The organism is Halalkalibacter sp. AB-rgal2 (assembly GCF_041821005.1).
GTDB lineage: Bacteria > Bacillota > Bacilli > Bacillales > Bacillaceae_D > Halalkalibacter.
This window is the reverse complement of the sequence record NZ_JBGUAV010000005.1, coordinates 191,748-215,465: the sequence shown is the minus strand read 5'-3', so window position 1 is coordinate 215,465 and position 23,718 is coordinate 191,748. Positions and strand designations below refer to the sequence as shown.

23 protein-coding genes and 1 pseudogene are annotated in these 23,718 nt (G+C 38.4%); 9 read left to right on the top strand and 15 right to left on the bottom strand.

Features of this window, described 5'->3' with window-relative positions; genetic code table 11:
* Window positions 1-425: 425 nt before the first annotated feature.
* Window positions 426-1,769, bottom strand: coding sequence for a 3-phosphoshikimate 1-carboxyvinyltransferase (gene aroA, locus ACERJO_RS06650; RefSeq protein WP_373646985.1), 1,344 nt, complete (start codon window positions 1,767-1,769; stop codon window positions 426-428).
* Between the two features lie 114 nt (window positions 1,770-1,883).
* Between aroA and ACERJO_RS06645 the strand changes: the two genes are divergently transcribed.
* Complete coding sequence (locus ACERJO_RS06645) at window positions 1,884-2,774, top strand: LysR family transcriptional regulator (RefSeq protein ID WP_373646984.1); 891 nt, start codon at window positions 1,884-1,886, stop codon at window positions 2,772-2,774.
* Window positions 2,775-3,174: 400 nt separating this feature from the next.
* Here the strand turns inward: ACERJO_RS06645 and ACERJO_RS06640 are convergent, their stop codons facing one another.
* Complete coding sequence (locus ACERJO_RS06640; RefSeq protein ID WP_373646983.1) at window positions 3,175-3,846, bottom strand: NAD(P)H-dependent oxidoreductase; 672 nt, start codon at window positions 3,844-3,846, stop codon at window positions 3,175-3,177.
* Between the two features lie 169 nt (window positions 3,847-4,015).
* On the opposite strand from ACERJO_RS06640, the gene ACERJO_RS06635 reads away from it, so the two are divergent.
* Window positions 4,016-4,342 carry a winged helix-turn-helix transcriptional regulator gene (locus ACERJO_RS06635; RefSeq protein ID WP_373646982.1) on the top strand — a complete coding sequence of 109 codons (327 nt, stop codon included), beginning with the start codon at window positions 4,016-4,018 and terminating at the stop codon, window positions 4,340-4,342.
* Here ACERJO_RS06635 and ACERJO_RS21065 read toward each other — a convergent pair.
* Together ACERJO_RS21065 and ACERJO_RS06625 are read right to left on the bottom strand one after the other, a co-directional pair.
* A pseudogene (locus ACERJO_RS21065) lies at window positions 4,234-4,623 on the bottom strand (pyridoxamine 5'-phosphate oxidase family protein); the annotation flags it as partial. The gene ACERJO_RS06635 and the pseudogene ACERJO_RS21065 sit on opposite strands and share 109 nt — an antisense overlap.
* An 84-nt stretch (window positions 4,624-4,707) precedes the next feature.
* Window positions 4,708-4,953, bottom strand: coding sequence for a hypothetical protein (locus ACERJO_RS06625; protein ID WP_373646981.1), 246 nt, complete (start codon window positions 4,951-4,953; stop codon window positions 4,708-4,710).
* A 721-nt stretch (window positions 4,954-5,674) separates the two neighbouring features.
* Between ACERJO_RS06625 and ACERJO_RS06620 the strand changes: the two genes are divergently transcribed.
* Window positions 5,675-5,977 (top strand): hypothetical protein, encoded by a 303-nt coding sequence (locus ACERJO_RS06620; protein WP_247105967.1) that lies wholly within the window; start codon window positions 5,675-5,677, stop codon window positions 5,975-5,977.
* 209 nt (window positions 5,978-6,186) lie between these two features.
* Here ACERJO_RS06620 and ACERJO_RS06615 read toward each other — a convergent pair whose 3' ends face one another.
* Entirely contained in the window at window positions 6,187-6,651 is a 465-nt protein-coding gene (locus ACERJO_RS06615; RefSeq protein ID WP_247105966.1) for a hypothetical protein, read from the bottom strand.
* 246 nt (window positions 6,652-6,897) lie between these two features.
* Here ACERJO_RS06615 and ACERJO_RS06610 point away from each other — a divergent pair, with 246 nt between their 5' ends.
* Complete coding sequence (locus tag ACERJO_RS06610) at window positions 6,898-7,035, top strand: hypothetical protein (protein ID WP_247105965.1); 138 nt, start codon at window positions 6,898-6,900, stop codon at window positions 7,033-7,035.
* Between the two features lie 344 nt (window positions 7,036-7,379).
* Here the strand turns inward: ACERJO_RS06610 and ACERJO_RS06605 are convergent, their stop codons facing one another.
* From ACERJO_RS06605 to ACERJO_RS06585, 5 genes are read right to left on the bottom strand one after another with little or no spacing between them, the layout of a single operon-like run.
* Window positions 7,380-8,171, bottom strand: coding sequence for a hypothetical protein (locus tag ACERJO_RS06605; RefSeq protein ID WP_373646980.1), 792 nt, complete (start codon window positions 8,169-8,171; stop codon window positions 7,380-7,382).
* The gene (locus ACERJO_RS06600; RefSeq protein WP_373646979.1) at window positions 8,172-11,837 is read right to left on the bottom strand and encodes a multicopper oxidase domain-containing protein; all 3,666 of its coding nucleotides are present in this window, start codon (window positions 11,835-11,837) and stop codon (window positions 8,172-8,174) included.
* 23 nt (window positions 11,838-11,860) lie between these two features.
* Entirely contained in the window at window positions 11,861-12,145 is a 285-nt protein-coding gene (locus ACERJO_RS06595) for a hypothetical protein (protein ID WP_247105962.1), read from the bottom strand.
* A gap of 30 nt (window positions 12,146-12,175) precedes the next feature.
* Complete coding sequence (locus ACERJO_RS06590; protein ID WP_373646978.1) at window positions 12,176-12,661, bottom strand: hypothetical protein; 486 nt, start codon at window positions 12,659-12,661, stop codon at window positions 12,176-12,178.
* 23 nt (window positions 12,662-12,684) lie between these two features.
* A complete protein-coding gene (locus tag ACERJO_RS06585) occupies window positions 12,685-13,458 on the bottom strand; it encodes a hypothetical protein (RefSeq protein WP_373646977.1) in 774 nt (257 codons plus the stop codon).
* A 181-nt stretch (window positions 13,459-13,639) separates the two neighbouring features.
* Between ACERJO_RS06585 and ACERJO_RS06580 the strand changes: the two genes are divergently transcribed.
* Both ACERJO_RS06580 and ACERJO_RS06575 read left to right on the top strand, forming a co-directional pair.
* Window positions 13,640-14,056, top strand: a complete 417-nt coding sequence (locus ACERJO_RS06580; RefSeq protein ID WP_247105959.1) for a hypothetical protein — start codon at window positions 13,640-13,642, stop codon at window positions 14,054-14,056.
* Window positions 14,057-14,078: 22 nt separating this feature from the next.
* Window positions 14,079-15,185 (top strand): copper resistance D family protein, encoded by a 1,107-nt coding sequence (locus ACERJO_RS06575; RefSeq protein ID WP_373646976.1) that lies wholly within the window; start codon window positions 14,079-14,081, stop codon window positions 15,183-15,185.
* 216 nt (window positions 15,186-15,401) lie between these two features.
* Here ACERJO_RS06575 and rlmD read toward each other — a convergent pair whose 3' ends face one another.
* Window positions 15,402-16,805, bottom strand: a complete 1,404-nt coding sequence (rlmD, locus tag ACERJO_RS06570) for a 23S rRNA (uracil(1939)-C(5))-methyltransferase RlmD (protein ID WP_373646975.1) — start codon at window positions 16,803-16,805, stop codon at window positions 15,402-15,404.
* 364 nt (window positions 16,806-17,169) lie between these two features.
* On the opposite strand from rlmD, the gene ACERJO_RS06565 reads away from it, so the two are divergent.
* A complete protein-coding gene (locus ACERJO_RS06565) occupies window positions 17,170-17,532 on the top strand; it encodes a GAF domain-containing protein (protein ID WP_373646974.1) in 363 nt (120 codons plus the stop codon).
* A gap of 401 nt (window positions 17,533-17,933) precedes the next feature.
* On the opposite strand, the gene pdaA is transcribed toward ACERJO_RS06565, so the two are convergent.
* The 4 genes from pdaA to ACERJO_RS06545 form a co-directional block, all read right to left on the bottom strand.
* Window positions 17,934-18,731 carry a delta-lactam-biosynthetic de-N-acetylase gene (gene pdaA, locus ACERJO_RS06560; RefSeq protein ID WP_373646973.1) on the bottom strand — a complete coding sequence of 266 codons (798 nt, stop codon included), beginning with the start codon at window positions 18,729-18,731 and terminating at the stop codon, window positions 17,934-17,936.
* 287 nt (window positions 18,732-19,018) lie between these two features.
* Window positions 19,019-20,557: a fumarate hydratase gene (locus tag ACERJO_RS06555; protein ID WP_373646988.1), complete on the bottom strand. Its 1,539-nt coding sequence runs from the start codon at window positions 20,555-20,557 to the stop codon at window positions 19,019-19,021.
* A 148-nt stretch (window positions 20,558-20,705) separates the two neighbouring features.
* The gene (locus ACERJO_RS06550) at window positions 20,706-21,341 is read right to left on the bottom strand and encodes a histidine phosphatase family protein (RefSeq protein ID WP_247105954.1); all 636 of its coding nucleotides are present in this window, start codon (window positions 21,339-21,341) and stop codon (window positions 20,706-20,708) included.
* Between the two features lie 4 nt (window positions 21,342-21,345).
* Window positions 21,346-21,531, bottom strand: coding sequence for an SE1561 family protein (locus ACERJO_RS06545; RefSeq protein ID WP_247105953.1), 186 nt, complete (start codon window positions 21,529-21,531; stop codon window positions 21,346-21,348).
* 135 nt (window positions 21,532-21,666) lie between these two features.
* Here ACERJO_RS06545 and yfkAB point away from each other — a divergent pair, with 135 nt between their 5' ends.
* A complete protein-coding gene (yfkAB, locus tag ACERJO_RS06540; RefSeq protein WP_373646972.1) occupies window positions 21,667-22,785 on the top strand; it encodes a radical SAM/CxCxxxxC motif protein YfkAB in 1,119 nt (372 codons plus the stop codon).
* Between the two features lie 129 nt (window positions 22,786-22,914).
* The gene (locus ACERJO_RS06535) at window positions 22,915-23,493 is read left to right on the top strand and encodes a DUF6143 family protein (protein ID WP_373646971.1); all 579 of its coding nucleotides are present in this window, start codon (window positions 22,915-22,917) and stop codon (window positions 23,491-23,493) included.
* Window positions 23,494-23,718: the final 225 nt, after the last annotated feature.

Here is a 23,718-nt window from a genome sequence, read left to right as displayed (position 1 = left end):
CCTGCCACCTTCTCATTATAGGTTAGCCAGAATGTTAAATATTTCTGCCTGATCTTTTTTATATGGTCTTATTATATTAGTAGCTAGGGGAGAACGTAACTGCCCCTGGGACATTGATCCCATCAACTAAACCGTTTGTACTCTACTTATAGAAGCATGATTGTTGGCTGGATCGGACGTAGGTCTCGTATAACAAGCGAAGCTGTGATACTGCAATGGAATTAGGGGTACCGTTTTACTTACATCGAAATCGACTCCTTATTTAAGATTATTTATACAATATTCAACATAAATACTCTTTATCCTTCAATAAAAAAATCTCCTGATCCAATTTCAGAAACGCTCCCTTAGTTTGAGTATAATGTTTCACAATCATTTTTTATGAAAAAGCGAATATCATCTGAAGATTCGTCCTCGGTTATAATTTAATTTTGAATGATGTTTAAACCTAAGCTCTTCAACAACGCAAAATACTGGGGACACGTTTTAGAAACACATGCTGGATCATTTATTCGTATCCCTTCAACTCTTGAACCGATAAGTGCTAATGACATTGCAACTCTATGATCATCATGCGTATTTAATAAAGTTGGTTTCGGATTTCCTGGATACACTTTTAATCCATCTTTAGATTCCTCCACTTTTATACCTAACCTAGCTAGTGCTTCACATATTACACTAATTCGATTCGATTCATGATGACGTATATGTTCAACATCTTTTATGGTTATTGGTCCATCTGCGAATGGGGCAATTGCTGCTAATGTTAACGTCTGATCAGACATCTCTCTCATAGAAATTTCAAACCCACCTTTTAATTGGGTTACTCCCTCTAATTCAATAAAAGACGAACACTTTGTTACTTTACATCCCATTTGTTCAAGAACATCAACCATTTTAATATCTGGTTGTTTTGTTTCATAAGTTAGATTATCAATTCGGATTTTACCATTTGTCACTGCTGCAAGGGCAAGAAAGTAACAAGCAGTTGAAGCATCCGCTTCTAAATTTATATCTTGAGGAGTGTACTTCGAAGGATATACTACTATTTCTTTTAGATTGTTATCATATTGAACTTTTGCACCAAATCTTTTCATTAATTCTAAGGTTAAAAGTACATATGAGTGTTGAACGATATGTTCCTTAATATTAATTGTAATTGATTCTTTGAAATAAGGTGCAGCAATCAATAGACCACTTATAAACTGACTAGAAATATTACCCGAAAGGCTAACCTCGCCTCCAGTTAAACCTTTTCCTTGAACTAACAATGGATAGTAACCTTCATTACTTAGATATGATATCTCAGCACCAAGCTCTCTTAAAGCATCTACTAACGGTGAAACAGGACGTTTACTCATACTTTCACTAGCTTCTAATTCCCATGTCCCTTCAGGAGAAACGGCTAACGTTCCAGGCAAAAATCGTGCAATTGTTCCTGCTGCACCAATATACAAATTTCCTGATTCCCATTTTCCACCATCCCCCCCAATGAAAACTGTGTCACCTTGCATTTCGATACTAACACCCAACTTTTTCAAGGATTCTAAACACCAAAATGAATCATCACTTTTTAAAATACCTTGCACTTTTGACTTACCATTGACTAAAGCACTTATAATTAGTGCTCTATTAGTGAAGCTCTTACTCCCAGGAATAGTAATTGATCCATCTATTCTCCTTTTATTTGGTGAAACACTTATTGTATTTACGCCTTTTAATGGTGTCCATGGGCTACGGGCTTTTTCATCAAATCCATAATTATGCAATATCAGCACTCCTTTTTCAAATTATTTATTATTTTCTGTATTTTTATTGTAATTTCAATTAAGATATAAATGAAATTAATATATTTTACAACAGTTATAGGTGGTATCTATATCATGCAATTAGACCTTTATCGAGTTTTTTATATTACGGCAATGGAGAAGAACTTCAGTAAAGCCGCAAAAAAATTATATATTACACAGCCAAGTGTGAGTCATGCAATCAAACAATTGGAAGAAAGCCTTGAAATTCAATTATTTGTTAGAACCTCAAAAGGCGTTACAATGACACATGAAGGTGAAACTCTATTTAGATATATTAGTCCAGCTTTTGGGTTAATTAATAATGCTGAACAAAAGATTACAGAGTTAAAGAATTTAAAAAGTGGTCATGTTTCAATTGGTGGTAGTGATTCAACGTGTAAACATTTTTTGCTGCCACACATACAAACATTCCAAGACCTTTTTCCAGAAATTCAGATTAAGCTTCAACATGGTTCGACACCACAGATAGTAGAAAAATTAGTGAATGGACTTATTGATATTGGTGTTATTCATTTACCAATTGGTAAATATCCAATAAAAGTAACCGATTATATAAATATTAGCAGTACCTTTATAGTCGGAAAAAAATATCAAGAGTTGGCTAACAAACCTGTTTTACTAGAAGAGATGTTGAATTACCCAATAATCTCCTTCTCTGAAACAAGCAGTTCAAGAAAATTCCTTAACCAATTATTTTTAAGAAAAGGATTGGTAGTAAAACCAGATATTGAAGTTGGTAGTGTTGAATTGTTAATTGAATGTGCAAAAATTGGAATGGGGATTGCATTTGTCACTAAAGATTTGGTTTTGAAAGAATTATACGAAGGGGAGTTACTTGAAGTGTGCTTAAACGAAAAAATAGAAAAAAGAAAAATGGGGCTAATAACTAGAAAAGAGGTTCCTTTGTCAGTAGCAGCCAATCAGTTACTTAAACACTTCGTTCAAACAGCCAATAAAAATTAATGTATTTTTGAAAAGGACAAACTGGTATTGTGATTGCCCTTAGCCACCATTGTGATGAGGCTGGGACATAACTAAAGTGTCTATCTGGAAACCCGAACAAAAGATGAACGTAGCGGATGAAATATACGTAGACTCCTGCGGGATGAAAAGCCAAGGGTGAGACCCCGCAGTGCGAAGCACGAGGAGGCTCACCGGCTTCCCGTGGAAAGCGAAGTATATTTCAGGAGCGGTTTACGTCCACCATCTATCATTGTTCGGCTTTTCTTTTAGTTAAACCACTTTTGTCCCAGCCTCTCTAGATTTAAGGAATGATATTAAGCTAAAAACAATAGTTAAAAGGCCTCAGTCCAATGGGTTTTAGGACTAAGACCTTTCTAATTGATTGTCTATTGTCGATCCTTTATGTCCAACGCACAATTTGATCCATACTGTTTCTTGTTTTGGCTCGTTCGGGCTCTTCATTCCGATATCCAAAAGCGACCATCACGGATGCCTTCAAATTCCCTTCCTCTAACAAACCTTCTTCTTTTAAGATTTGGTCTACTGCAGCATAGTCAAATCCTTCAATCGGACAAGAATCGATTCCAGCTAAAGCAGCGGCGGTCATCATATTCCCCATAGCTATATAGGTTTGCTTGGCAGACCATTCATACATTAAACGTTCATCTTTCAACAAACCACGCACTTCCTGAACCTCTTTTAATGCACCAGAGATATAAGTAACAACCTCTTGGGGCATTTTTTGCACATTTTTCATTTGATCAATCACATATTCGGAATCATACCTTACATTTGTCCGGGCAAGAATGATCAGAAAATGACTCGCAGTGTCCAGTTGGCCTTGGGCTCCAGGTGAAACTGCTTTTAGCTTATTCCTTAACTCCGGATTTTGTACAACGATAAACCTCCATGGCTCTAAACCAATCGAGCTGGGAGATAACCTACCCGTTTCGAGAATATAGTTAAAATCCTCTTCGGATATTTTTTTGGTCGGATTAAAAGTTTTGGTAGCATGTCTAAATTGAAAAGCTGAAATAACGTGTTCTTTGCAAATGGGTACTTTTGTATTCATCTGCGCACTCTCCTCCATTTTTCATTTTATTGTACGATATAAATTTATCATATGATAAATTTATATCGTACAATTAGTATTATAGAAGTATCTTCAGAGGTTTTCTACGCTCTAGGAGTAGCGTTAGTATGCAATTGGATACCGGAAAGAAAAGGAAAGGATGGCTATTATGAACTACACAAATGAGATATTGGAGAAATGTGGTTTCACAAGCGCTCAAAAGATATTGTCGGGAAAATGGTCCATGCTGATCATTCTGTTTTTAAGTGAAAAAACGATGCGATTTAATGAAATTCAACGGTTGTTTCCAGACATTACTCATGCAACCTTAACCAAGCAGCTTCGCATTTTGGAGGAGTATGGCATTGTTGTTCGTAACGTATATCCTCAAATACCACCTAAAGTCGAATATTCGTTGAGCGATATCGGAAAAAAACTAAAGCCGATACTAGATTCAATTATGGTTTTGGGGGAGGAATACAAGAAATATAAATAGTTACATTGTTTAAAACAAAAGAGTAGGAGGGGGTGAATAACCCCCGACCTCTTACACCACCGTACGGGCTTCTTCCCATTAACGGCCATTTTATCGAGCAATTCCTGATCTATGATTAATGTTGCTTTCCCATTGACTCGTAATGTTTCACCTAAACCTGGGATAAAAAAGATAAGACCTACTCTTTCGTTTGATAAAATATTACGCATAGAATCCATTCTTTTATTACCAGGTCTTTCCGGTATGATCAACTGTATTTGATTTAACACTTTTACAAAGCCTGCTTGTGTTATTTCAATACCTCACTAGCTAGTTCCAAGAATCATCGTTTTGTAGTCAATCGCAATTTTAGTAGCTTCGTCAATTCATTCTTCAAACTGTTCATTGCTAAGCATTCCTACACCAATTGGATGTACAAATAAGTCTACACCGTGATAATCTTCTCCTTTTATTCGTTGAACGATTAACTCATCGCAAAGAATGTGACCTATTTTCATGCCTTCAACTTCGGCGAAAGCTGTTGTACTATATTTCACACTATCTAATATGATTTCACCCGATCGTAATATGGTTGGAAAATCATACAACATTAGTGAATACAAAATAAGCAATTAACATTCCTACAAGAAAACAAATACTTCTATAGCCACAAATATAGGTCTTTTACTCCACACAGCAATAAACGTCCATAACACAATCCATACCCTTAGATTGGTTGTTACCCCACTAATAAAACTGAAGAACATTCCACTTTCACTACTATTAGATAGAATCAGAATATTTGGCGATTCTCCCTAATAGAATCCCTACAAAGAAACAAGCACTTATATGCTGGTGCGTTTGTTTTGCAGTATAGGCTTATTTGTTACTCTAGAGTCCTTTATGAAAATTCTCGACACTTTGTCCCCTCTATCCTAACCTGTAAAAATACCTCATTATGGAATAAATACATATTTATTATACATGAAATTTAATCAGACATTTACATCTATTATTACGGTTAACCGCAATACAGATTCTCGTAGATCGTTACATTGGAAGTCCACTGAAAAAGTCCTTTCTAGTAACTCAAAGAAGAGTAATGGCTCCGCTCGATGCGCGCCTTGCTATGAGAAACCGACTCATTTCAAGGCTTTCAAAATCGGGCAACGGCTACGCACATTACTTAAAGGCACTGAAAAAGTGAAAATCACACTTTTTCAGTGCCCTGTTACATGAGCCCTTTTTTGTAAAATTAAATGTACAAAGTCCAATCCATTAAAAGAAAAGAACATAAATTATAGTAGTCCTCTCCACAGAGGAAATATAACAAACTCAGAAAGGGGATTTATCATGTCACAAAATTTAGGGCTTGAAAACCTTCTAAAAGATCTTCTTGATAAAAAGAAGGACGACAAATGCCCGGACGACAAACGCCGGGACGACAAATGTGGTGTAGAACAAGTTCTTAAAAACCTTCCTCCAAACTACCCAATTGGTGGTGTCTTTGTAAAAGGTAAGCTCATTCCAGTAGCTGTTTTCTCAAACATTTGTGATTGTCTTGCATACTTTTTAGATGAAGAATGTCAAGTTGTTGTGCTAGAAGTTGATAAAATTACTGGTATCTCGTTTGGCGAAACACCAGACCCACATTAATCTTTTTATAATAGAGACTGTTCAAAAAGTATGGTTTTTCCGTTTTTTGAACAGTCTCCAAGCAATGAGCGTAGTCGCTACATCTTTTAAAAGTCTTGTGGGGGGTAGTTTTCTCCCCACAAGACTAGTAGTGAACGGAGCCATTGCCACTTTTTTCAGAGCTTTTTGAACAAGTTCTAATAGGGGAAAGAGACTATCTTTCCCTCATTTTATTCTATGTCCTCATTGCCCCAACGTACGCCGTCAATTTTATTTACATGTAATGAATTAATGTTATCCTCATCTGAAAAATGGACCAGCTCTCCTTCCGTATTTAAAAAGCGTGTAGTGGGAACAGAACAGCCATTAAGCATTACTTCATACACGGGATAATTTGCTGGTAATGACTCGAACACTTTTTTAAACGGACTTACGTTTGAAAGTATATTTACTTTCTTTTCGAGTTCTTTTATTCGATTTCTTTGTTCACGACATTCTTCTATTAATGCTTGAAGTAATTCTCTCTCCGAAATATGATTGTTCCTGTTTTTCGTTTGAACAAATTGTTGTAATTCATTTTCTAATTGAGTCATTACATGACAATCATTATCGTGTTCAGAATAGTAAAAACTTTGATTTGCCTTCATGTTATCGTTATTTACGAGATACGGTAAGGAATTAGATCGTTTTTTCATAACATTTTGCTTCTCCTTTCTACAATTTTGAACGCTTAACCATTATGGAAATGGTGAGAGATGCTAGTTTGTTGTACCTTTCACATTCAATCTAATGACATATGATAAAGTATCTTTTTTAGGAAAGAGGTGAAGAAAATATGAGTCACGGCTTTGAGTGCCATTCATGTGGCAAATTCCGAAATGACTTTTTCTCACGTTGTTCTTGTGGAATAGACTTCCGTCACCATGATTTCCACAGAAGACATGATTGTCGTAGTTTATGTGATTGCAAAAGGGATCATTTCAGAGATTGTCAATGCTTCGATAGACATTTTAGAAACAGAGACTGCGACTTCAGACATCGTGATAGATTTTGCGATGACAGATTTAATATTCGCTTAAGAGGTTTAGAAGGTGGCTTTGCTTTCAGATTACGTCAGCTTGTCGGTTGTGTAGTTAAATTGGAAGTTGAATGCGGTGATGAGTGTAACATATTTACAGGGGTTATTTGCCATGTCGGAAGAGACTTTATTGAAATTGAAAAAATAGATGAAGATAGAAGACGCCGTAGAGATTGCCGTTGTACGACTCGACATAGAGAAAAGGACCAAAAAACTGATTTCGTAATCATCCCTCTAGATGAAATCAAAGCAATTAAAGTAATAGACGATAAAAAGCACTGTTAATGAATGTAGAATAATTAGTGTGCTTCCAAATGTAGGCACACTGATTATTCTTTTTCATTCCTATTTTATCCTTCTCGTTTTCCTTCTCGTTTTTTTCCTAGCTTCCTTTCTAATTTTCAGCAAATAAATATCTTCCAAATTCATTACTATTTTTCTTCTACGCATAAATGTTAACTTATCCGCATTAATATCTATAAGGCTTGCTCTAATAAGGTTTCTTTTCATAACGATATAGACTCGTTTACCTAAATGGAAGCAAAGGAAGGTATTTAAATCTAATCCGAAAAACAACTGAATTAATTCTGGTGATTGACCAACGGTTGCCCCAAAGTCTAACGTTATTGCCCTCCGAAGGCAAGGATCGAACATGGGATCGTGCTCATGCTCTTTCTTATGAAACTCTTCATCATGTTTTATTGAACATACATCTTCTAATCGAAAAACTTTAAGAAAACGTTCATCCTCTAATAAGACAAAATCTCTTCCGACTAAACATACGAACCCTTGAACTAATTTCTTCCTGCCTTGTTCTTGTTTAGCAAGCTCAACCTTAATAAACTGTCCTTGCAAACCTTCAAAAGCTTGCCGTAATCTCTCCTCCTCCTGAGCGTCCGCGTCTCCCTCCTCTACATTTCTTCTTGCTAGAGCAAGACTTAACAATAATTCATTAGCTGCTTCAATTCTTCGCTCTAAATCTTCAAGTTCTTCCGGAGGTAAGCACGTATTTGGCGACGGAAATTTCGGTGTCGGAATTCTCTCTGGACAGCATTCTTCAGGGATACAGAAGTCATCTGGCGCATCTGCAGGTACAAAAGCGGGACAGCGAAATTCTTTACAATGATGTTCGCTCATTTATTCCACCTCCTCTATATTGCAAGGTAACTCTAAAATTGGCGGAAGATGAGGCTGAGGTTTACCGTGAACACGAATAATTCCCCACATCCCTAATTCAATATCCCAACGGATGTTCCCTGATCGGTACATATAATCTCCGGGAATGTTGTATAAGCCACCAGCTCCTCCGACGAGACGTGCATCAAGCTTGTGACCGATAATATTTTGGCCTTCTACCGAACGTAATCTCGATTCTACATCTTCTCGATCCCTTTTCCAATAATGTCCATGAAGATGGAACGTATGGGATCGTCTTCGTTCTGCAGGCACGACTAAACGAACGGTTGTCGGGTCTCCTGCATATGCCTCAAATACAGGAGTAGAAGGGTCACCAAATGTTTTCGAACTTGCCCAATCCTGGATTATAAATTTTTCCGTATAGCGATTAATGATACGTTCTGTTCTATAATTAAAGCCTCTCGATCCTTGATCATACGTATCCACTTCACCTGGATCGATTTCTTCAATTAACCCATCTGGCGGATCAAAAATTAATTGCCCGTTTTTATCTAATAAACGTACACCATCATGCATTAGGAGGACAAATTCTCGGAAATCCGGTAATAGTGGATTAGCGATAATAACATTTGCTCCTGATTTGACAGGCTCTAACGTATGTGGATCTAAATAGATCGATCCTCTCGGCTCGGCAATAAATGCCCCAAATGCACCGTGATGACGGTGATTTCTAATATCTGCCATATCCCATAAATTACAAGCACCAAAGGCTTTATCAACGTACCAACGATACGTAATCGATTCTCCCGGTCCAACTGTTTGGTCTGGATTAAAACCGACTGTTTCTCCACTCGACGTTTTTATATCAAAGTCGATTAAATTCGGATGAAGCGAAATACGTGGAGATGGAGGATAAAAGGCTGGTACTTTTACAGCTGGGTAGCCATGTATTCCATCTTCAGCATGAAACAGATTAGGATCAAGTTTGTTTAATAGGTTGATCTCAACACATTCACCAGCATTTGCCCGAATGACTAGAGGCTCAGGATTTATTTTCCCTGATAAAATGTCTTCCACATCTTCTGCTAAGGCAAAGACAATGCCATATGGGTCATGGTCTCCATATTTGTTATACTCAATACACGCTTGAAAAGCGACAACATTAAACCTGCGTATAATCGCTCCATCTGGACATACACAACCATCATCGATCGCTGGATCTGGCGGACAACCTGTCACGATAGGGAGCGGGGTCTCTCTTTCCAGTGGCAATGGCTGATCAGGTAAAGGGATTAAGTCATCTACCTCTTCTTCATAAGCTCGTAAAATACCCCACGTCCCGATCCAAAGGTCTTCGACATCTTCAAACGCCCATAAATAATCACCTGATCGTGGGATAAACGTTTCAAACGTAAACGATTCCGATACTCCTAGATGCTCTTGGTTTTTTTCATTTGAATCTAGATCACTACGTTCTTCATTCCAGCGAAGTCCATGGGCTACAAAGCTATGACTTTCTTCATGAGCTCCTTGTAAAATTCGAAAACGAATTGGATCACCCTCATAGGCTAGAAGCAATGGTGTTATCGGGTCCCCGTGTACCGTTGAACTGAAGGAATAAGCAGGATCACAATCTTTATCTAGACGAAATTGCAATGGCTCGTTTTTGTAATTGACACCAAATACACCTGGATCATCTTGAGAGCCAGGAAATGGCGGAGGTGCAATCGGACATTTATCTTTATCAAACAGTAATGCAAAGTCATGAATAAATAGCGTATAATCGCGATAATCTGGTATAAGAGGGTTCGTTACGGTTACTTGCGTTCCGTAGTCTAATTCTTCCCCAGTAGAAGAGTCAAACACAAACGAAAAACGCGGAAGGATATTAATAGAACCAAATAAGCCATGCTGTTGGTGCACCGAGGCAAACAAATGATCATGGAAAAACGTTGCTTTCAATTCAACATCGGCAAACCATTCATAACGAATTGTTTCGCCTGGTAGAACACTACTATCATAATTCCAGCCTACATTCGCGGCATCCGATACGAGTACGTCAAATTTGACAAAATGTACATGCATTCCCGCTTCATAGGTTCTCGTGACAAGTTGAAAAGCGTCCCCTTCAAGAATATTTGGAAGACGATTGGTGAAATTCACGCGAATACATGAACCAGCTTCTGCTTGCAAAACAAGAGGCTCCGGCTCTTTTCTTCCTGCCAACACATCATCAACGTCTTCATCTAACACGTAAATTCGTCCTTTTGGGTCATGCCAGCCTTGACGGTTATAAATAATAGGGAGCTCGATTGCCGAAACGTTAAATTCTTTGACGACAGGGTTCCCAAGGCAGGATTCAACAAATACCGCTCCTGGTCGAGCAGTCGGAACCGCTGCATTTTCTTCTAATTCCGTCATTTCTCTCCCACCAACAATGCCAAGCGGTGGTCTTGGAGCTTTACAACCAACTTTTCCTGGAATAAAGTTAGGAAATCCAGGACACTCTAGCGTTGGCTTCGGTGGACACGGACGATCTGGCAGTGGTTGTAACGGCTTTATTGGGACACCGTTCGGATAACATTGGGAGCCATCTTGTAAGGTGTCGAAAATGCGATTAATATTCCACATCCCATCTTCAAAATGAGGATATAAATGGCAATGCATAATCACATCACCTATAGCTCCGTGTAAGCTTCCTAGACCATACAGAGGTTCAATTGTGTATTTATTTTGTGGGCTAATTGCTTGAGAATCTTTTGTAAAAGAATCAACATCATTTGGATTAAACAACCATTGATGGACGTGATAATGAAAGACGTGTGTTTCTTTTACACCGCCATGCACTAAACGAACTTTGACCGGATCGCCAACATATCCTCTCATAATAGGCGTTGCCGGATCACCGAATACCCACGAGTCATGGTGAACTTCTTCGGAATCACAATCTGGACAAACAACACCCTCTTCTAACAAGCGGGCTCGATTGAGTAACGGCTCTGAGCGATAATTAATCGCATGAACTGATTCTGCGGGCTGACCTGTCATCGGGTTTATCCGTTCATTTCCCGTTAAATCATCATTTTCAGGTTCATCATGAAAATAATAACCATATTCTCTAAACGAAGGTAACATTGGGTGGTGAATATCTGCAATCACACCACTATTTATTGGCCCACCTGTTACAGGATCAGTCCAAGTCGATCCTCTATATTGAACAAAAATCGCCCCAAATAAGCCATGAATATTTGTACCTAAATCTTCACCATCAATTGGATTAGCGACATCTGAGAAATAATAAATTCCTTCCTTGTTAGCCTTCAGACAATATAAAATTTCCCGACCAGGGGGCACTGTTGTATCTTCGTTAAAGCCAACATTTGCACCATCAGAAGTCATAACATCATAGTCTGCTTCTTGGAAATGCATAGAGGAAGGTGTTTTTAATTGATTTTCGAAAAGAATTTCGATTTCATCACCTTCGTTGGCTCTAATCGCCAGCGGTTCGACTAAGTCGACAGGTGTAAATGGATTTTTTTTAACGAGCTCTCTAACTAGCTCCTCATTTTCTTTTAAAACATACATTCGTCCATCCGGGTCATGATCACCAAAATTGTTATAGACAATTCTGATCGGGATCGCAACGACATGGTATCGTCTTAGCATAGTTTTTTATTCCCTTCTTTCATTTAAAATTCAGGAATTGTTGGCCATCCATCTCCACGTTCGATATAAAAAACCTGCATCGTATCAATGTTAATTTGCCAAATTCGATTTTCTAACTGTTCAATTTGCGTCCTTTCCACATCCATTATTATTTCGCTACCAACAACATCTAAAATGACACCAATATACATAAACGGAAATTGTGGAACGAGAATAAACGCTCGATTTCCAATGTAACGTGTAAATTCTTCAGCTATTGCTTCTATTCGCCAATCATAAGGGATTTTGCTTAACTCATAGTTTGACATATTTGTCTCTCTCCTCCCGGAAGATAGTCATTACAATATCGGTATTCTAGTCGTTGGATCAAAACGGGTCATTCCAACAACTTTTTGAATTGGAAAACTAAGCGGCGTAGGAAATTGGAAAAATGGAGCATTAGGCATTTTAATAATGACATCCTCTAACAAAATGGAACCCACTGTTACTTCAACGATTCTCCCAGTAAAGATTGGACGAAATACTTGACCTAAAATATTTAGTTGAGATGCCTCTAGAACGATTAAAACATCCTCACCAATTCGTTCTTTAAATAGATCAATTTCATTTAAACTCGAACCCAACGTGCTTCGATAAGAACTTTCTTTATTGTCTTTCGATTGATTTGTTACTGGATCCGTTTCTTCCTCATTTTCTGCTGTTATTGGATCGAGTTCATCGACATTCTCGTCCTCTGTTTCCGTTGTTTCAAGATAAGTTTCATGTACACGTTTGCTCTTACGTTCGATGATGATTGGTCGTATCTTCTTTTTGCTATTATCCATATACTATTATCCTCCATTTCACCTTATGGATTATTTGACCTCTTCTTCCTCAATAAACCGGCTAATATATGAAAAAGCCTTACTGTTTTAATAAGCGTAATATCCGACAGTAAAATCGATTGACTACCTTTCAATCCGTTAATTTCAACTTTTCCATCGTTCGAATGAATAATCTTACCGATGTATTCCATATCTTCTGTCATAATTTCAACACGCGTATCTTTCCAAGTTTGCAAATTGGTTTCTAACGTCTCTTCAAAAAACTGTTGCAGTAAGACATCCTTTGAAATGACTGTTTCACTAAATCGAGTAATTAATTTTTTACGTAATTCCTCATCATAAACAAAATGCTGGTGAGAAGATGAAACCTCAGGTAAACCGTATGGAACCTTGGCAGATTCAATCCTCCAAAAAGGTATCCAAATCCGATCCCTCAAAGACGTGACTGTCACAAAATTACGACCGATTGTGTTTACTTTCCCTATTATTTGAAGTGGCTGCTCTCCTAAGGTGTATATCTCTATTTGTTGGTTTCGTTTATGCTTAAAGAATTTTCTTAAAATCATTGCTTTTTTTCGATCCGGTAATGCTTTGGATAGGTTTAGCAAGTTCGTTCGGTGCATATATTGTTGGACCATTTTCAATTCTTCCGTAGGTAGTTCACTAGCTGGTGACGTTAGTCCTTGCCCATTTTTAAGACTAACGACATTTTCAGCACTTTCTTTTATGTCCTCTTTTTTTCTTTGCTCCCAAAGTTTCTTGGAGTACTCATCTAATCGGATATTAGATCTTTTCATTCTATCCTCCTTTCAGTCCTTAGGTTCATATCATTTTATCTAAACATATGCCCTCTTCAATCTTTTAGGAATAAAATCTCGAATTTTGGGCTTATACAAAAAGCAATTTATTTAATAACTATTGGAAAAAGCTACTTCTAATCGAGGCAAATATTCATATTGTAAAAAGGGAGGTGTTAACATGACTTCATTCATTTTATGGCTGCTTTTTTACGTGAACTTTGTTTTGATTGGAATTACATTTGGCTATTTGTATAACAAACGTAAGCTAATTGGCTACCATTTAGGGATGAATCTAGCAATGACACCAACGGGGCTTATCTCAATTGTAACGGGATTGATTCTTATTTATCATTTCCCTTTCCATTTTACGGAAATAACGATTTTTACAACGATTATTGGAATAGGCATTGGGGTATTGTTCGGTACCTTAGTCGAGTATCAAACGGTCATTATGGGTATCACAAGTGGTGTGATGAGTGGTATTATGGCACCTATGATTGGTGATATGGCACAGCATAGTTTGGTATTAATTGGTTTTGCTCAGATAATCGTCTTTATTGTAATGGGCATGCTTTGTTACTCATTAAGATCTTAAGCTCGGATTATGGGGTGAGGTTTTGAATCGATATTCGTTTATCCTTTATTTAATACTTTTAATATTTTTGTTTTGTTTACCAGTACAAGTCTTTTCTCATGCTATGATTGAAGAAACATTTCCTCAAGCTAAGGAAGAGGTAGGAACAGAAAAGGAAATCGATACGAAAGAAGAAGAGGTTTCTATTTTTAATATCAACAAACTTATTACAGTCGTTAAAGCGATAGAAACGATGACGTTAATCGGTTTAGTTGGGTTCTACTTTTTTATACATTGGATTTTAGGCGAGAAAACCCCACCACAATTACAGAACCCACTTACCCCCAAAATGGAGATCTCATTCTATATTAGTGTTAGTATCATTTTTATGATGACAAGCTTCAGTCAGCTTTTCCTTCTAACTTATTCTTTTATGGCTAGTCCTTTTAGTCTCGTTGTATTTTTGAACATATTTTCAACTATCGCTTTCACATTAATGGGATTATTTATTTGGATTCGACCGTTAATAGTATGTATTTTGATTTTTGTTATACGAAGAAAATATCCTAAATGGACTCATCTCATTGTGCTATCGTCTATCATACTAACATTTTCATTAACCGGTCATGCTGTCGTCTATCATTCCATCCTTTCTCACTTTATTCACTTAAGTGCAGCAGCCATCTGGTGTGGCGGACTAACTGGTTTCATTATTTATACTTTTTCACGGGAACCATCCTATCTTAAATTGATTTTTATTCAGAGATGTATAACACGTTTTTCATCATATGCGTTAGTTATGTTTATGATCGTCATATTTTCGGGAATCATCATCAGTTTTACGTACTTACCTAGTTGGGACATGATCGTTTCTACAACATATGGAAATCTACTAATCTGGAAAGTAGCACTAACCAGCGTCATTTTTTTGATTGCTAGTTTTCATCGCTTTATCTGGTTACCATCATTATATAAAATAGAACAACAACAAGATAAAATTAACCAACTTAAAAAATTTGTATATATTCTCCGACTAGAGATCGTTATATTATGGATCATTGTCATTATCGCTGGAACGCTTTCAACCACTCATTTACCAGAAAACCATACACCAAATGATGTAAACAGACATGAACATCATCAGCATTGATTTGATCTATTAGGTGAGAGCAAAATAAATTGGAACTCACATTATCCTTTAGTCATATCATTCGTTTTTTTTACCTTTTGCAAGACAAAGAACAACATGTCGATATTAAAACCTCTTGCATGCCTTTAGAACGTACTTATCCTTTTGTTTTTTATAAGATTCCTCAATGCCTAATTCAAAAAGTTAATTTTCCAATTGGACATCTCTATTCATTCGTTACGTATTCAATTCCAACACCGCAACATTTTCAACCTGTGCCGTCCATGGAAACATATCCACTGGCTGAATCGACTTCACTGCATAGCTCTCTTTGCGTAGCTCCTCAACATCCTTCGCTAATGTCGCAGGGTTACAGGAGACGTATATCACCTGTTTCGGTTTTACCTTCTTAATCGTTTGCAGAAGCTGCTTGTCACAGCCTACTCTCGGTGGATCGACGATGATCACATCAGGCTTCCAACCTTGCTTAATCCACTTAGGTAGTAAATTCTCCGCTTTCCCTACTTCATGCGTCAAATGATTACATTCATTTTCCTGTGCATTCGTTTTTGCATCCTCAATCGCCTCAGCTATGACATCCATCCCTCTCACCTCAGCAGCTTGATCGGCAATCCATAACCCAATCGTTCCAACCCCACAGTACGCATCAACTACTTTTTCTTTACCGGTGAACGCACCAACTTCCTTTACTTTGTTGTATAGCTTTTCCGTTTGAACCGGATTCAGCTGGAAGAACGCTCGTGCTGATAGTACAAACGATGTAGAGCCTAATGTCTCAACAATCGCTCGATTTCCAGAAATAACCGTCGTTCGATCACCGAAAATGAGCGATGTTTTCTTTTCATTCACATTATGAACAATTGATTTCACTTCGGGTAAGCGTTGATTGATTTCCGCAATGATTGCTTCTTGCCTCGGTAAGTCATTCGTTTTCGTCACGAGAACGACTTGAATCTCTCCTGTCTCAAACGCTACTCGTGACACAACCGAACGGATCGCTCCTTTATGCTTACGCTCATCATAAATCGATACGTTTAAATCTGTTAAAATTTGCTTTACAACTTTAGTCACACGATTAATCGCTTCATGCTGGACAGGACACTCAGACAAATCAACAAGCTCATGGGAGTTTCGTGCATATAGACCCGCTCTTACGAATGGCCCCTCCTTCTTCACCTGCATTTGACTTTTATTTCGATAATGCCAAGGGTTGTCCATTCCAATCGTCGGTTGAATGTTCAGCTTATCGATATTCAGCTTTGTATGACGCTCAAACGCTTGTATGACAATACTACGTTTTTCTGCTAATGTCGCCTCATAATTCATATGCTGCAGCTGACAGCCTCCACATTTTTCATAGACTGGACATGGAGGGTCTATTCGCTCACTTGATTGTTTCCTTGTTTTTAATACTTTTGCCTCAGTATAACGAGGATGAATCACCTCAGCCTCCGCAACTACCTCCTCACCAGGTAGCGCTCCTCTTACAAACACAACCTGCTTCTTGAAATAGCCGACACCTTCTCCATTAATCCCAAGTCGTTTAATCGTTAACGGAAACTTCTGCCCTTTTTCCATTTGATTAGACTTTATGTTTTGACTTTGTCCATGTCTCTTCATCCTACTCAACTCCGATCACACAATTCTTCTTATTATAGCATAAGAAGTCGACATCATTTAAAGCCATCAGCATAGGTCAAATGAAAAGAGCATGATATTAACTTAAGCCTGCGCCTATCTCCGGTTTGATGCACATTTCTCCTCTATACTCTCACAATCCTGCATCTATCTCCTGTTTGGTGCACAGTTCCGCTAAGAGCTAGGAATGAAATCCTTCCAATTTTCTATGAACTCAGTTTACTTTTCTTCTACAGAAAGGTGCCACTTTCTATATATCTACGAAATCTTCCTAAACTTACTAGACCTCTTTCCTCTTCACCTCTGATAAAATAGATACAGCAGAAACAAATAAAGGAGAGATAACGTGTCAATACCTACAGATATTGCCTCATTACAAATTATGGCACAAGTTTATAAGAGGGAAAGTATGCAAACTATTTTTGAGAAAACAGTGGAAAGCTTAGTCGAGCAAGTTCTGTACATTGATTGGGCCGGAATCTATATTTACGAGCAGCTCGATCATAAGCTTGTCGCCGCTTCGTCCTTTGAAGATGATTTAAAATGGGAATGTAACGGAGAACTAAAATTCCCTATAACCAATTCGTCTGATGAGGAAATTGGCATGCTCATCGTAAGAAGTCGCCAGCCAATCGCATTTGATGTAACAGATGTTAGTACACTTGAGACCATCGCAACAGCAATCGGTCAAGAAAGCTTTGCTAATTAAATAAGAAAAAGGGCACTGAAAAAGTTTGGTTTTTAACTTTTTTCGTGCCCTTAAAAGCGTTATGCGAAGCCGTTAATAGAATTAAATATTAATGAAAATGGGTTTGTGTGTATCGAGCGTAGACGACAGCTTTTGCGAACCTACTTGCAAAGTGCCAACCAAAGTAATCCTCATTCCTCTAATTCAGAGAAAAATCGCATTCTGAGATGAAAATGTAATTCTCATTCGGCTATTTTGGCTTTTATGACTCCTTTTGAACTCATTTAGCTCAAATAGAGGAATGAGGAACCGCATAGAGCACGTGATTTGCGATCCCCTTCGGTTTTTCCAAAATTATCGGGATGACGACCGATATAATAATTAAAATCCGATGCTCTTTTTCTTAGACTCTCCTAGCTTCTTCAAGGAAAAGGTAATGCCTCAAGCTGTTTCTGCAACATTAAATCATCCAAGCTTTTAAAGACATACCCTTGCTCTCTTAGGTCATCAATGACTCGCGGTAATGCTTTAGCATTGTCGCTTGAAACAGAGTGGATGAGCATAATGGCTCCTGGATGGATTCGTTTCATGATTTGATCATAAGCATAATCTTCTCCCTTTTGCTTGTCAACCTCCCAATCTTTATAGGCCATCGACCAAAATACGTTTGTATAGCCCAACTTTTGCGAAAGTTTGAGAGAACGTTCACTAAACTCTCCTCTAGGCGGACGTAAATAGTGCATCTCCTTGACACCTGTTAGCTCCGTAAACCGTTCCTTTACGTTATTCAATTCATTAAAAAGTCGTCCATCGCCAACCTTTGGTAAGCTTGGGTGATACCAAGAATGGTTTCCAACAATGTGCCCCTCCTCAGCCATTCTAATGACAAGATCTGAAGCATCCTCTAAATAATGCCCCGTCACAAAAAAGGCTGCTGGTACTTGTTTTTCCTTCAATACATCTAATATGACCTCGGTATACCCATTTTCGTAGCCGTTATCAAACGTTAAATACAACTCTTTCTGACTCGTATCACCGATAAAAAAACCGCCTGTTTGTTCAAGCAACTCTATGTAATGAGTCTCTGTTGTTACAGGTTTTTGATCCTTTTCTGGTTTATAACTCCAATTGTAGATCGTCTCTTCATAGGCAAAAGCATATGGAGTGAGAACACAAATGAACAGAAAACTAAGCACAATAACGAACAATCTCTTTTCCATGCTTTCAACTCCTTTTTTCTTTTATAGTGCCATTCCTGCTCATTCTTTATGTATTAAAGCTGAGACTAGACAAAGCGTTCCACTCAAAAGAAGAACCATTAAAATTACGCCTCATATAGCACACTCTAATAGTCGGTTCATCATTCCTCTATTCTCTCTATTTCACATCATTACGGTTTCTCATTTCTCTATTTATGCCTTAATTCCTTATTCTGGCCTTATTTTGCTCTTATAACAAAAAAGAAATGCCCCATCAGGAGCACCTCTTATTCAACCTATACTTATCGTTAAAACACTCGCTCTTTAAACTGTTCAAGCTTCTCTAATGACGTCTTATCGACATCAGCATGTAAGCTGTTTCCATGTGAATCCATTGTGACAATCGCTGCAAAGCCTTCTACTTCAAGGTGCCACATTGCTTCTGGAATACCAAATTCCATTAGGTCAACACCTTTTACTTCCTTAATACAGTCTGCATAGTATTGTGCTGCACCGCCGATCGCATTTAAATAAACGCCTCCATGCTCTCCAAGTGCCTTCAACGTTTTTGGTCCCATACCACCTTTTCCGATAACCGCACGGATACCAAATTTTTTCATAATATCTCCTTGGTACGGTTCTTCACGAATACTTGTCGTCGGACCTGCCGCCTTAACGTGCCAGTTTTCCTCGTCGTCCTTCATCATAACTGGACCACAATGATAAATAATTTGTCCATTAAGATCAATTGGCGCGTCATGTTCCATTAGATGATGATGAATCGCATCTCTTCCTGTGTGCATCATGCCATTAATAACAACGACATCTCCTACTTTCAGCTCACGAATTTGTTCCTCAGTAATAGGTGCTTCTAGTACGACCTCACGAACCTCATCCGTCGCTTCTGCTACAGCAACTTCTTTTGACGCTTGTTCCAAATCAACCGTTTCGTCATCCTTATACAACCAATCAACAATATCGCCTGATTGTTGATCTAACACAACACCTAACCGGCGATACGCCCAGCAATTGTATGCTACCGATACGAAGAAGCTTGCTGGTAAACGATTCATCGCACCGATCTTACAGCCTAACAGCGTCGCTTCTCCACCAAAGCCCATCGTTCCAATACCAAGCTTGTTGGCATTATCTAACACATATTCTTCTAGCTTGCGTAAATCTTCATTTTCATTCACGTCATCGACTGTACGGAACAACTGCTCCTTTGCCAATGAGTAGCTTGTCGTACGATCTCCTCCGATGCCGACTCCAATAAATCCTGCACTACAGCCTTGTCCTTGCGCTTGATAGACCGAGTGCATAATACATTTACGAATACCATCTAAATCACGACCGGCCCGACCTAATCCTTCTAATTCTTGTGGCAAGCTGTATTGAACATTTTTGTTCTCACAGCCACCACCTTTAAGAATAAGGCGAACATCAATAACTTCCTTTTCCCATTGCTCAAAATGAATAACAGGCGTACCACCACCAAGGTTATTACCACTATTTTTTCCTGTTAATGAATCGACTGAATTCGGTCGTAGCTTCCCGTCAGCTGTCGCCTGTTCAATCGCTGCATAGATTGCTTTTTTCATTTCAATTTGATTGATACCTACAGGTACTTTAACCTCAAATGTAGGCATCCCCGTATCCTGACAAATCGGTGAGATGTTCTCATCCGCCATACTAATATTATCTGTTATCGTTTTCAAAGAAAGTGCAGCACGAGTTCCCGCATTCTCTTTTGCCTTTGCTGCTACAATCGCACGTCGCACATCATTTGGTAGATTTGTAGACGTTTCCACAATTAGCTTATACATACTCTCCTGAAGCTTCTCCATACCCATCATCAGATCTCCCTTTCCATCTATAAAGTTCTTACTATCCTCTATTATAAAGCGAGAAGCCTATGAAAGAAAAGAAAAAGGAATAGACATGAGGACATTGAAAACATTCACTTTTCAATGTCCTTCATATTCCCCAGCTCTCTTACAAAAGCCCCTTACCACTTGTTTCATTCATGAGCAGGTGATCGGTTTTGTTCGTATAATGAATAAGAGGTGAATACTTTCCTTCTCGCCATTCAATACTTGTCACACTCGTATTCGACAATTGAAATGGACGCTTATGCTTCGGCCATTGATCACCAACAATAATATACATTAAAAAGATACTTAGAAATCCGCCATGTGAGACAACCGCAACATGTTCATTCATATGCTTCTTGAGCATCTCTGAGAGAAAGTGGCGACATCGATCTGTAATCGACTGAGCTGATTCTGTCCCTTCGATTCCTGATAAAATAATTGACGTCTCAATAACATCGGGATACTTCTCATAAATCTCGGTCCGCGTTAAATTTTGTAATGGACCTAAATGAATTTCACGAACATCTTGAGCTTTCACTGGTTTCACATCGATATGATTAGAAATGAGCGATGCTGTATCCCACGCTCGAATTAAGTCACTACTATACAAATGAGCAATGTGCTTTTCTTTTATATAGCGTCCAACCAACTCCGCTTGCTTTCGTCCGTTGACCGTTAAATGGTATTCTTCCTGACCTTGGATTCTTCCTAAAGAATTCCCCTCTGATTCACCATGTCGAATCAAGTACAGCTTCATCTATTTATTCTCCTTTTTGTTGCCAGCCTTTGCGAAATTGCTTACACTTTTCTTCAATATCATCTAACATTGCAAGCACGCGATCAATTTCCTTCACACCTGCCTCTTCTGGATCAATCTCATCTAATACATGTAAAACCGTGTGAAGTCTCTCGTGCAACTCGTCCATTTGCTTTCCTTCTTGTTTCATGCTTTCTCTCCTCTATTCGCTCAAATTCTTTTAAATTGTAACAAACATAGACTCTTGAAACAATCACCCTTTGTCTACCACTCGTCATATCTCTTGTTTTACGTTATGATTAGAGTGGAAAGGAGCACGATGGTAGTGATACATACGAAACAAGCGATTACGCCTAACCATGATCCGTGGGAGGCGTATGAAGATATAAAAGAATACGGCAAAATGGCCTTAACAAACATTGAATTTACAACAACAACCTTATGCAATATGCGCTGTGAGCATTGTGCTGTTGGTTATACATTGCAGACGAAGGATCCCGATCCACTTCCTTTAAATTTGTTAATTAAAAGGCTTGATGAGATTCCAACGCTTCGCTCCATTAGCATAACAGGTGGAGAGCCGATGCTTTCGATGAAATCGGTCGATCAATATGTCGTACCACTTCTCAAATATGCACATGAACGTGGAATTCGTACGCAAATCAATTCGAATTTAACCCTTGATTTAAAACGATATAAAAAGATCATTCCTTATTTAGACGTTCTGCATATATCCTATAATTATGGGAGTGTTGATGATTTTGCTTCAATTGGCTTTGCTGTCATGGAACGCAAGCCAACCTTTGAGCAACGAGAGAATCTTTATAATCGAATGATTGAAAATGCAAAAGCACTAACAAGTGAAGGCGTACTCGTCTCAGCGGAAACGATGATTAATAAACGAACACTCCCTCACCTTGAAAAAATCCATGAGAAAATCGTTGAAATGGGCTGTCAACGTCATGAAGTTCACCCTATGTACCCAAGTGACTTTGCAAGTGCATTAGAGGTCGCTTCTCTTGATGATATTCGCGCTGGTATTCATCGCTTACTTGACACACGTCATGAAGACGTCTGGATGTTATTCGGTACGTTACCGTTTTATCCATGTAATGAGCAGGAGCAAGATCTACACCTTTTAAAGAGACTTTATGATGCAAGGAATGTCACGGTGCGAAATGACCCAGATGGTCGTTCACGTTTAAATGTGAATATTTTTGATGGAAGTGTGATCGTTACTGACTTCGGTGATGAAGGGCCGTCCCTTGGGAACATCCAGCATACACGTCTGCAAGATTCTTACGACACATGGCTTAAATCAGCACTTGCACAATCGCTCCACTGTCATTGCCCTGCCGTACAATGTCTTGGTCCGAATACGCTCGTTAAGGATGCTTATTATCCATCGGTTGATTTTCAAACACGCAAATCAAACATCCAGTAAACGATTTTAGTTTACAGGATGTTTCACTTCCCTGAAATCCGTACACGAAAGCAACTGACTTTTTTCATTACATAGAATAAATCCCTTCCCATTTTAATAAAGATAGTAATGCGAAAAGGGGGAATCGAAATGGCAAAGCTAGGTTTTCAAAAAGGGCCCGTTGAGGTTTTTAATACAGAGGATCAGCCACTCTATACTACAAATGTTTCTACGCTCGAAACACCTACTGTCGTCATTCCAATTGAAGGGCTCGCAGCGAAAGATGGTGTATTCTATGCACTGACGACTGATTCTATCAGTGTTGTAGCAAATGGATTTCTTACTTTACAGCTAACGAACCCAGCGGGCAGTGGCACGCAATTATTCATCTCACGAATATCAGGTGGGGCAAGCGTCAATACAAGTATTGCCGTTTTACGAAATGCAACCTTTCCTCAAGCTGGAACGAGCCTCATCCCAAGAAATACGAACTTCACTTTACCTGATAATAGTATTGCAACGGCAAAATTTATTTCCCAAGTAACTGATCCAACAGTCGGTGGTGTAAATCTTAATACAGTTGTCCAGCCTAGTGGACTTTTTATCATTGAATATCAAGGAAGAATTATTTTAAATCCAAATACGACGATGGTCGTGCGAATGACGAACAGAACGAACCAAACCAATTTACTTTCTTTAAATATGTCGTTTTGGCAGGACCCATTATAATCTAATCCGCAATAGAGAAAGAGCACTGAATAAGTTTCGTTCTTAACTTTTCTAGTGCTCTTTTGGCAATGTACGAAAGCGAACATCGGTTGAAGTTATATCACCATAGGTACTAAAGAACTTTTTCAGTGGCTTCCATATCGGTCTTTATTAGAATACAATAGTTGGTTTAACTTTAAGGATTTTCATTCAAAGCAACATGTTACGAGCGAAAACGATCGTTCA

Bases quoted from the DNA above. Each gene is read 5' to 3' on its own strand.
- ACERJO_RS06645 (WP_373646984.1), top strand. From the start codon at position 1,884: ATGCAATTAGACCTTTATCGAGTTTTTTATATTACGGCAATGGAGAAG.
- ACERJO_RS06640 (WP_373646983.1), bottom strand. From the start codon at position 3,846: ATGAATACAAAAGTACCCATTTGCAAAGAACACGTTATTTCAGCTTTT.
- ACERJO_RS06635 (WP_373646982.1), top strand. From the start codon at position 4,016: ATGAACTACACAAATGAGATATTGGAGAAATGTGGTTTCACAAGCGCT.
- ACERJO_RS06620 (WP_247105967.1), top strand. From the start codon at position 5,675: ATGTCACAAAATTTAGGGCTTGAAAACCTTCTAAAAGATCTTCTTGAT.
- ACERJO_RS06615 (WP_247105966.1), bottom strand. From the start codon at position 6,651: ATGAAAAAACGATCTAATTCCTTACCGTATCTCGTAAATAACGATAAC.
- ACERJO_RS06610 (WP_247105965.1), top strand. From the start codon at position 6,898: ATGATTGTCGTAGTTTATGTGATTGCAAAAGGGATCATTTCAGAGATT.
- ACERJO_RS06605 (WP_373646980.1), bottom strand. From the start codon at position 8,171: ATGAGCGAACATCATTGTAAAGAATTTCGCTGTCCCGCTTTTGTACCT.
- ACERJO_RS06600 (WP_373646979.1), bottom strand. From the start codon at position 11,837: ATGCTAAGACGATACCATGTCGTTGCGATCCCGATCAGAATTGTCTAT.
- ACERJO_RS06595 (WP_247105962.1), bottom strand. From the start codon at position 12,145: ATGTCAAACTATGAGTTAAGCAAAATCCCTTATGATTGGCGAATAGAA.
- ACERJO_RS06590 (WP_373646978.1), bottom strand. From the start codon at position 12,661: ATGGATAATAGCAAAAAGAAGATACGACCAATCATCATCGAACGTAAG.
- ACERJO_RS06585 (WP_373646977.1), bottom strand. From the start codon at position 13,458: ATGAAAAGATCTAATATCCGATTAGATGAGTACTCCAAGAAACTTTGG.
- ACERJO_RS06580 (WP_247105959.1), top strand. From the start codon at position 13,640: ATGACTTCATTCATTTTATGGCTGCTTTTTTACGTGAACTTTGTTTTG.
- rlmD (WP_373646975.1), bottom strand. From the start codon at position 16,805: ATGAAGAGACATGGACAAAGTCAAAACATAAAGTCTAATCAAATGGAA.
- pdaA (WP_373646973.1), bottom strand. From the start codon at position 18,731: ATGGAAAAGAGATTGTTCGTTATTGTGCTTAGTTTTCTGTTCATTTGT.
- ACERJO_RS06555 (WP_373646988.1), bottom strand. From the start codon at position 20,557: ATGGAGAAGCTTCAGGAGAGTATGTATAAGCTAATTGTGGAAACGTCT.
- ACERJO_RS06550 (WP_247105954.1), bottom strand. From the start codon at position 21,341: ATGAAGCTGTACTTGATTCGACATGGTGAATCAGAGGGGAATTCTTTA.
- ACERJO_RS06545 (WP_247105953.1), bottom strand. From the start codon at position 21,531: ATGAAACAAGAAGGAAAGCAAATGGACGAGTTGCACGAGAGACTTCAC.
- ACERJO_RS06535 (WP_373646971.1), top strand. From the start codon at position 22,915: ATGGCAAAGCTAGGTTTTCAAAAAGGGCCCGTTGAGGTTTTTAATACA.